The organism is Paraburkholderia sp. SIMBA_054, assembly GCF_046534875.1.
GTDB lineage: Bacteria > Pseudomonadota > Gammaproteobacteria > Burkholderiales > Burkholderiaceae > Paraburkholderia > Paraburkholderia hospita.
In genome coordinates this window covers 1-247 of record NZ_JAWRXV010001388.1, presented here as the reverse complement: position 1 = coordinate 247, position 247 = coordinate 1, and the positions used below count along the sequence as shown (strand labels likewise).

Annotated in this window: 1 protein-coding gene; it reads left to right on the top strand. The window is 65.2% G+C overall.

Annotated elements, in window-relative coordinates; translation table 11 throughout:
• Window positions 1-247: SPOR domain-containing protein (locus tag SB822_RS59610; RefSeq protein ID WP_410859440.1), on the top strand; the 247-nt coding region annotated here is incomplete at both ends.

The window sequence follows — 247 nt, the reverse complement described above, 5'->3', positions numbered from 1 at the left end:
CCAAAGGCCGCCGTCCCGTCTGCACAGGCTCAGGAAGTCGATCCGGTCACCACGGCATCCGCCCCTGCTGCCGGTGGCTGGGCTATCCAGATCGGCTCCCTCCCGAGCGAAGGTCAGGCACGGGACATGCTTGCCAAGGCTTCTGCCACGGCAGGTGGCACGCTGCGTGCGGCGTCGCCCTATACCGAGACCTTCAACAAGGGTAGCGCAACTTTCTACCGCGCGCGCTTTGTTGGCTTCTCCTCCA